Here is a 6868-nt window from a genome sequence, read left to right on the forward strand (position 1 = left end):
CATGTCCAGAATCCTGAGAATCGACACGGCCAAGAAAACATACGCCTTTGAACCTGCCGGGCCCTACGCCGGACTGGGCGGCCGGGCCCTGACCTCGCGCATCGTCCGGCAGGAAGTCCCGGCCACATGCCACCCGCTCGGGGCTGACAACAAGCTCGTCGTGGCCGCCGGTCTCCTGACCGGAACCATCGCCGCCAACTCTGGCCGCCTGTCCGTGGGCGCCAAGTCACCCCTGACCGGGACCATCAAGGAAAGCAACTCCGGCGGCACCCTCTCCCAGAAGCTGGCCCGCCTGGACATCATCGGTATCGTCTTCGAGGGCCGTCCCGAGGCCGACGCTCCCCTGAGCACCGTGGTCATCACCAAGGACGGGGTCCGTTTCGAGGATGCCTCGAACTTGGCCGGCCTCGGCACCTACGCCCTGGCCGACGAGCTCTTCGCCGCCTACGGATCCAAGGTCGGGACAATGCTTATCGGCCCTGCCGGCGAATACAAGCGTCTGGGCGCCTCCATTCAGCTCACTGACCCCAAGGGCCATCCCAGCCGGGCCGCCGGACGCGGTGGTCTGGGCGCGGTCATGGGCTCCAAGCGGATCAAGGCCGTCATCGTCGACGACACCGGCGGCTCCGCTCCGGCTTCGGCCGATCCCGAGCGGTTCAAGACGGCCGCCAAACGCTGGGTCGAGATCCTCAAAAACCATCCGGTCACCGGCCAGGGCCTGCCCGGATTCGGGACCTCCATCCTCGTCAACATCATCAACGAGGCCGGGGCCCTGCCAACCAAAAACTTCCGCTCCGGAAAATTCGAGCATGCCGCCGACATCAGCGGCGAGCGCATGGTCGAGCTCATCAACCAGCGTGGCGGGGTGGCCAAGGAAGGTTGCCATGCCGGCTGCATCATCCAATGTTCCCAGACCTATAACGACAAGGATGGCAAATACCTGACCTCGGGCTTCGAGTACGAGACCGTCTGGGCCTTCGGAGCCAACACGACCATCAAGGACATCGATGTCATCGCCCAGCTCGACCGCATGTGCGACGACCTCGGTCTGGACACCATTGAGATGGGCAACACCATCGCCGTGGCCATGGAAGGCGGGGTCATCCCCTGGGGCGACGGTCCGGCGGCTCTGAAGCTCCTCGGTCGCGTCGGCACCGACAAGGATTGGCTGGGTCAGATAATCGGCAACGGCGCCGGCTTCGCCGGACAGGCCTTTGGAGTGGACCGGGTTCCGGTCGTCAAGAACCAGGCCCTGCCGGCCTACGACCCGCGGGCCGTCAAGGGCGTAGGCGTGACATATGCCACCACTCCACAGGGGGCCGACCACACCGCTGGCTACGCCGTCTGCCAGAACGTCCTGCAGGTCGGCGGCAAGATCGACGGCCATTGCCTGGCCGGCAACGTGGAAGTCTCCAAAAACCTCCAGATCGCCACGGCCGCCGTGGACGCCACCGGGCTCTGCCTGTTCGTGGCCTTTGCTGTCCTGGACACGTCCGACTCTTTGGAGGTCATCTCCGAACTCATCTCCTCGCGGTTCGGCATCGACTTCACGGTCGATGACATCACCAAGGCCGGGATCTCCGTCCTGCAGGACGAGTACGCCTTCAACGAGGCCGCGGGCTTCACCCCAGCCCATGACCAGCTGCCCGAATTCTTCCTTAAGGAAAAACTCCCACCCCACAACGTCATCTGGGACTTCACCATCGAGGACCTGCAAAAGGCTAAGGCCCTCTAATCGTCCGGAATCGACAAACGGAACCAAGGCCCGGGAACATTTCCGGGCCTTTTTTTTGTCTTCGCACCTCACGTTCCTGTGCGCGGTCGTCGCAGGCATCCTTGACAAAACGAACCGGAAAAGGTTTTCCCGAACCGGAGGATCCTCATGCACACCCAATCCGCCGGCCTGATCCAAACCGTCGAACACTTCGCCCATCGTAATCTGCTCCTGCTCTTGATAATCGGGGCCATTGGCCTAGCCGTTTATTTTCCGGCACCCGATGCATTGGCAGACGGCATGGGCCTGAGTGCCTTTCTTGTGGCGGTGCTCTTCGTGAGCCAGGGTCTGAAGATGGACCTCTCCCAAACCCACAAGGCAGGGAGCTACCTGAAACTCGTCGGCGTGGCCGCCTTGGTGGCCGTAGTCGTCTATCCGTTTTTCGCCTGGGTCGTGGCCAACCTCTTCGGCCTGTCCAGCGACCACAAGATCGGCTTCCTGCTCATGGCCAGCTTCCCGAATTCTCTAGAGGCGGCCATGGCTATGTCGGCCAGTGCCGGAGGCGACCCACTAACCGCCGTCATCCTCTTGACCGCTCTAAACATTATCGGTTTGGTCTCCATCCCTCTGAACCTGTCCATCTGGATAGGGGCCGAGTCCTCGGTCTCCGAATGGGAGGTTCTGCGGAGCATGCTCTTCTACCTGTTCGGCCCCATCGCCATCGGCCAGCTTCTGCGTCGTTTCTTCCCCGGGCTTCCTGACAGAATGACCCGGATCAACCACTACCTGCCTATGGCTTGCATCACCGGACTCGTCTACCTGTCCTGCTCCAAGGAAGCCCATCTGCTCCGTGAACTTCGTCTCCACGACCTCTTTCAGGTCGTGGCCCCGAGCGTGCTTTTGCACTCTGTCATGTTCGGCCTAGCCTGGCTGGCCGCCAGGAAATGGCTCCGACTCGAGAAGGGAGCCGGGCGATCCTTCATGATCATCACATCAGAGAAGCCCATGTCTCTATCAGTGGCCTTGTGGGCCGTGACCTACGCCCAGCATCACCCCCTGGCCATCTTCCCCATCGTGGCCTTCTATGTCAGCCAAATCGTCATCGACAGCTTCATCGTCTCCCGCATGGTAGCCCGGGACTCCCTCTGATGTGCCCTCGTCGAGACCGTCTGGTCGCCACGCCCTTGACGAAGCCTCGATTCCGTGCTTTCGCCAAGGAAAACTTCCGGGATGTCGACCATGATCCTCTACCGCGAACTCCACCTGGACCACATCGAGTCCTGTCCCTATCTCCAGGAGCGGGCAGTCCGGCATGCCAACTTTCTGGCCTCGGAGCTCAGCCCGGTTGAAATCTCTGTTCTCCTGGCCCAGGGCTGGCGGAAATTCGGCATTCACTTCTTCCGTCCGGCCTGCCCAGACTGCATGGACTGCACCCCCCTGCGGATTCACGTTCCTTCCTTTGACCCGTCCAAGAGCCAACGCCGGGTGGCCCGAAAAAATCGCGACATGACTGTGCGCTTTCTTCCATCCCGCTACCAGCCCGAGTACTACAATCTCTTCCAGACTCATTCCCGGAGTCGCTTCGGCCAGGACACGGACATCGACCACTTTCTCCATCTCTTCCACGCCCCGTCCTGCCCCGGCCTCGTCTCCGAATTCCGCCTTGGTGAACGTCTGGTCGGACTCGGCTACCTGGACTGGGGCCGGGACTGCCTAAGCAGCGTGTACTTCGTCTTCGATCCGGCCTTCTCCGACCGCAGCCCGGGCATCTTCGGGGTCCTGGCCGAAATCGAACACGCCCGCGCTCTGAGGCTGGATTGGTACTATCTGGGCTATTTCGTTCCCGGCTGCCCGACAATGGCCTACAAGGATCGATTCAATCCCCGCCAATATCTCGACTGGAACACCGGCATCTGGGTGCCTGCCCAGACCTCCGTGCCAAACGCCTCCACCCCGAACAAGAGGTTTTGACCATGACCCGCTCCCTGCTTCGTGCCATTCTGCTCCTGGCGGCTTTTCCTATCTCCATGGCCATGGGTGCCTCGGACGACGTATGGATTCCGGAACAGCTCCGAGCCTGGACGGCCTGGGTCCTGCACGACGTTCCTGATGCGACCTGCCCGAGAATCTTCGACGACCCCGACCGGCGCGTCTGCATGTTCCCGTCCTCCTGCGACCTAATTCTGGGAACCGACGGGGCCCGCTTCACCATACACGCCAAAGTTTTCTCCGAAGGCCCAGTCGAACTGCCAGGAGAACCGGCCCACTGGCCGAGCCGGGTTCTTGTCGACGGAGAGCCCGTGCCCTTGGCTCTGCGGGACGGACGGCCCTGCGTCGAATTGGAGCCGGGCCTGCACCACATAGTGGGAAGCATCGTCTGGGACACGATCCCCGAAGTTCTGGCCGTGCCCCTCGGCTTGGGCCTGATCCGGGTCCAACCCCCAGACAGCGAGGCCTTCCATCCCCGCATCGAATCGGGCAGGATCCGCCTACGCCCTCAGGCCGAAAAGAGCGAGGCCGGTGACACCTTCGCGAGCACGGTCTTCCGATTGGTCAGGGACTCCGTCCCCCAGGAAATCATCACTCTGATCCGCCTTCAGATTTCTGGGCAGGCCCGGCGGATTCAGCTCCCCAATCTCCTCCCGGCCGGGTCCAGGCCCCTGGCCGTGGACTCCCCTCTGCCCATCGGGTTCTCTCCACAGGGCGAAATCCTGGTCCAGTCCGCCCCCGGCACCTGGGACCTGCGGATCACGTCACGCTTCCCCAACCGTCATGACGTCCTCACCCTTCCCCCGGACCAGAAAAGCCAAGAGGTTTGGGCCCTGGAAACAACGGACCACCTCCGGACCCTGACCGTGTCCGGTGTCCCGGCTGTGGATCCCAGAACCACGGACCTTCCCGCGGACTGGAAACGTTTCCAGTCTTTTCTGATCGGCCCCGGCCAAACCATGACCCTGGCCGAGACCCATCGCGGCGCAGCCGATCCGGGGCCGGCCCGATTGTCCGTGACCCGCTCCCTCTGGCTCGACTTCGATGGGCAGGGCCTGACAGCTCGGGACTCCATCACGGCGGCTATGGGCCGCGACCAGAGTCTGGCCATGATCCCTCCCGGCCAATTGGAGCGAACGGTTTTGAACGGCGAGGACCAGCCTGTGGTCCTTCTGGGTAATGCGGCCATGTCCGGCATCGTGGTCCGAGCCCGATCCGTTGAACTGACGGCCGAATCCCGATGGCCCTGGCCCGTGGATGAACTTCCCTGCTCCGGATGGGACCGGACCGTAAGCCGGCTTTCAGCGACCCTGAACCTCCCTCCCGGCTACACCGTCCTGGCCGTGGACGGGGCCGACAATGCGGCCCCCACCTGGATTGGTTCCTGGAGTCTGCTGGACATCTTCCTGGTCCTTGTCCTGGCCATCGGAGCCTGGAAGGCCCGGGGAATCTGGTCCGGCCTGGCCCTCCTGGCCTTTCTCGTTCTAGCCGCCCACCAGACCGGGGCTCCCGTCCTGCTCTGGGCCCCGATCCTGGCCTGCGCGGCCCTGCTCCGCCTTGTCGGCCCGGACCCCCACACCGCTTCCGGGGTCTTCTGGCAACGGGCCATCCGAATCGCCCTTGGCGTCTCCGTCCTGGCCCTGATTCTGGCCGCCCTGCCCTTCCTAACTGGACAACTCCGCACGGCCATCTACCCCCAACTGGAAGACGTGGACGGCCCAATCCCTTCCCTCGTCGGCTCTGGCCATTTGGTCGCCCCGCGAGCCCTGCCCATGGCTAAAATGGAATCCATGGACATGGCCCCTCCGTCTCCCCAGGAGACAGCCGAAACTGAATACTTCTCCAAACGCCAACGCCTGAACTTCGATCCCGGAGCCCTGGTCCAGACCGGACCGGGTCTTCCCGACTGGTCGTGGCGGTCCCTACATCTCTCCTGGAACGGTCCGGTGAACCCCGACCAGACCATGCAACTCTGGATTCTGGGGCCGACTCCCAATCGACTCCTGGGGCTGCTTCGCTGTCTGCTGCTCCTGGCCGCCGGAGCTCTGATCATCCGGCCTCGTGATATACGCCCGGCCAGGAGCGCGTTCTCCTTCTCGACAACGGCCGTCGCTCTCCTAGCGCTCCTTGTCCACGCTCCGGCCCAGGCCCGGGACTTCCCGGACCAGAACATGCTGAACACACTTAAGCAAAGGCTTCTGCAAGCTCCACCCTGCTTTCCCAACTGTCTGGCCCTGGCCACAACCACCTTGACCGTCCATGACGGCGCCCTGAGTCTCGACATGGACGTCCAGGCTCAATCCGCTTTGGTCATGCCCCTGCCCCGAATCACTCCGGCCTGGGAACCGGCCCGTGTCCTAGTCGACGGCGAACCGGCCCCACTGGTCCGGTTCGCGGACGGACTCCGGGTCTGGATCGACCAGGGCAGACACAAAATTTCCGTGCAAGGCCCCATCGCCTCGGCATCTTTGGAAATCGTCTTCCCGGTCCGACCCTTCACGATTGAGACCCGAACTCCGGGCTGGACGGTCCTGGGCCTGGATCGGAGCGGCGCGCCCCAAGGGCCGCTTCGGCTGACCCGTTCCGAAGAGCGAGCAACAAACCGCCTCCCGGACCAAATTCCAATTCCGCCTTTTTGCGAAATCCAACGCGTTCTCGATCTCGGCCTGGAATGGGCCGTGCAGACCCAAATCATTCGCCGTTCCCCAGGCGATGCCCCCATTCTCGTCCACGTTCCTCTGCTCGCAGGCGAATCGGTCCTCACCCCGGGCCTCGAGGTCCGGGAAGGGAACGTTTTGGCCGCCCTGGATCCCGGACAGAAGAGTCTGATATGGACCTCGCGTCTGGAACAGACTCCAGAGATCAGCCTCCAGGCCCCTCCGGCTTCGGCCGAGTGGTTCGAGACCTGGGAACTGACAGCCGCCTCCATCTGGGCCGTGAGTACCGACGGCCCGCCCCCCGTCGGCCTAGAGGCCGACAATTCCTGGCGTCCGGTCTGGAAACCCTGGCCCGGCGAAAAGCTGAACGTGTCCGTGTCTCGGCCGGGGCCGGCCGTCGGTCCATCCCTGACCATTGACCATGTCCTTCTGACCAGAGAAATCGGGCGCAATGTTCAGGATCTGGTCTTGACCCTGGGCATCCGGGCCAGCCGTGGCCGGGAGCATG

The 6868-nt window shown here is 63.2% G+C and carries 4 protein-coding genes; all 4 read left to right on the forward strand.

The features are described from left to right. Position 1 precedes the first annotated feature (1 nt). Entirely contained in the window at positions 2-1735 is a 1734-nt protein-coding gene (locus EOM25_10970) for an aldehyde ferredoxin oxidoreductase (GenBank protein NCC25698.1), read from the forward strand. A gap of 147 nt (positions 1736-1882) precedes the next feature. Then, the gene (locus EOM25_10975; GenBank protein ID NCC25699.1) at positions 1883-2863 is read left to right on the forward strand and encodes a hypothetical protein; all 981 of its coding nucleotides are present in this window, start codon (positions 1883-1885) and stop codon (positions 2861-2863) included. A gap of 81 nt (positions 2864-2944) precedes the next feature. Further along, complete coding sequence (locus EOM25_10980; protein ID NCC25700.1) at positions 2945-3685, forward strand: arginyltransferase; 741 nt, start codon at positions 2945-2947, stop codon at positions 3683-3685. 2 nt (positions 3686-3687) lie between these two features. Continuing rightward, on the forward strand, positions 3688-6868 hold a 3181-nt coding region (locus tag EOM25_10985), incomplete at its 3' end, for a hypothetical protein (GenBank protein NCC25701.1).

The organism is Deltaproteobacteria bacterium (assembly GCA_009929795.1).
Taxonomy (GTDB): Bacteria; Desulfobacterota; Desulfovibrionia; order Desulfovibrionales; family Desulfomicrobiaceae; genus RZZR01.

Bases quoted from the DNA above. Each gene is read 5' to 3' on its own strand.
- EOM25_10970 (NCC25698.1), top strand. From the start codon at position 2: ATGTCCAGAATCCTGAGAATCGACACGGCCAAGAAAACATACGCCTTT.
- EOM25_10975 (NCC25699.1), top strand. From the start codon at position 1,883: ATGCACACCCAATCCGCCGGCCTGATCCAAACCGTCGAACACTTCGCC.
- EOM25_10980 (NCC25700.1), top strand. From the start codon at position 2,945: ATGTCGACCATGATCCTCTACCGCGAACTCCACCTGGACCACATCGAG.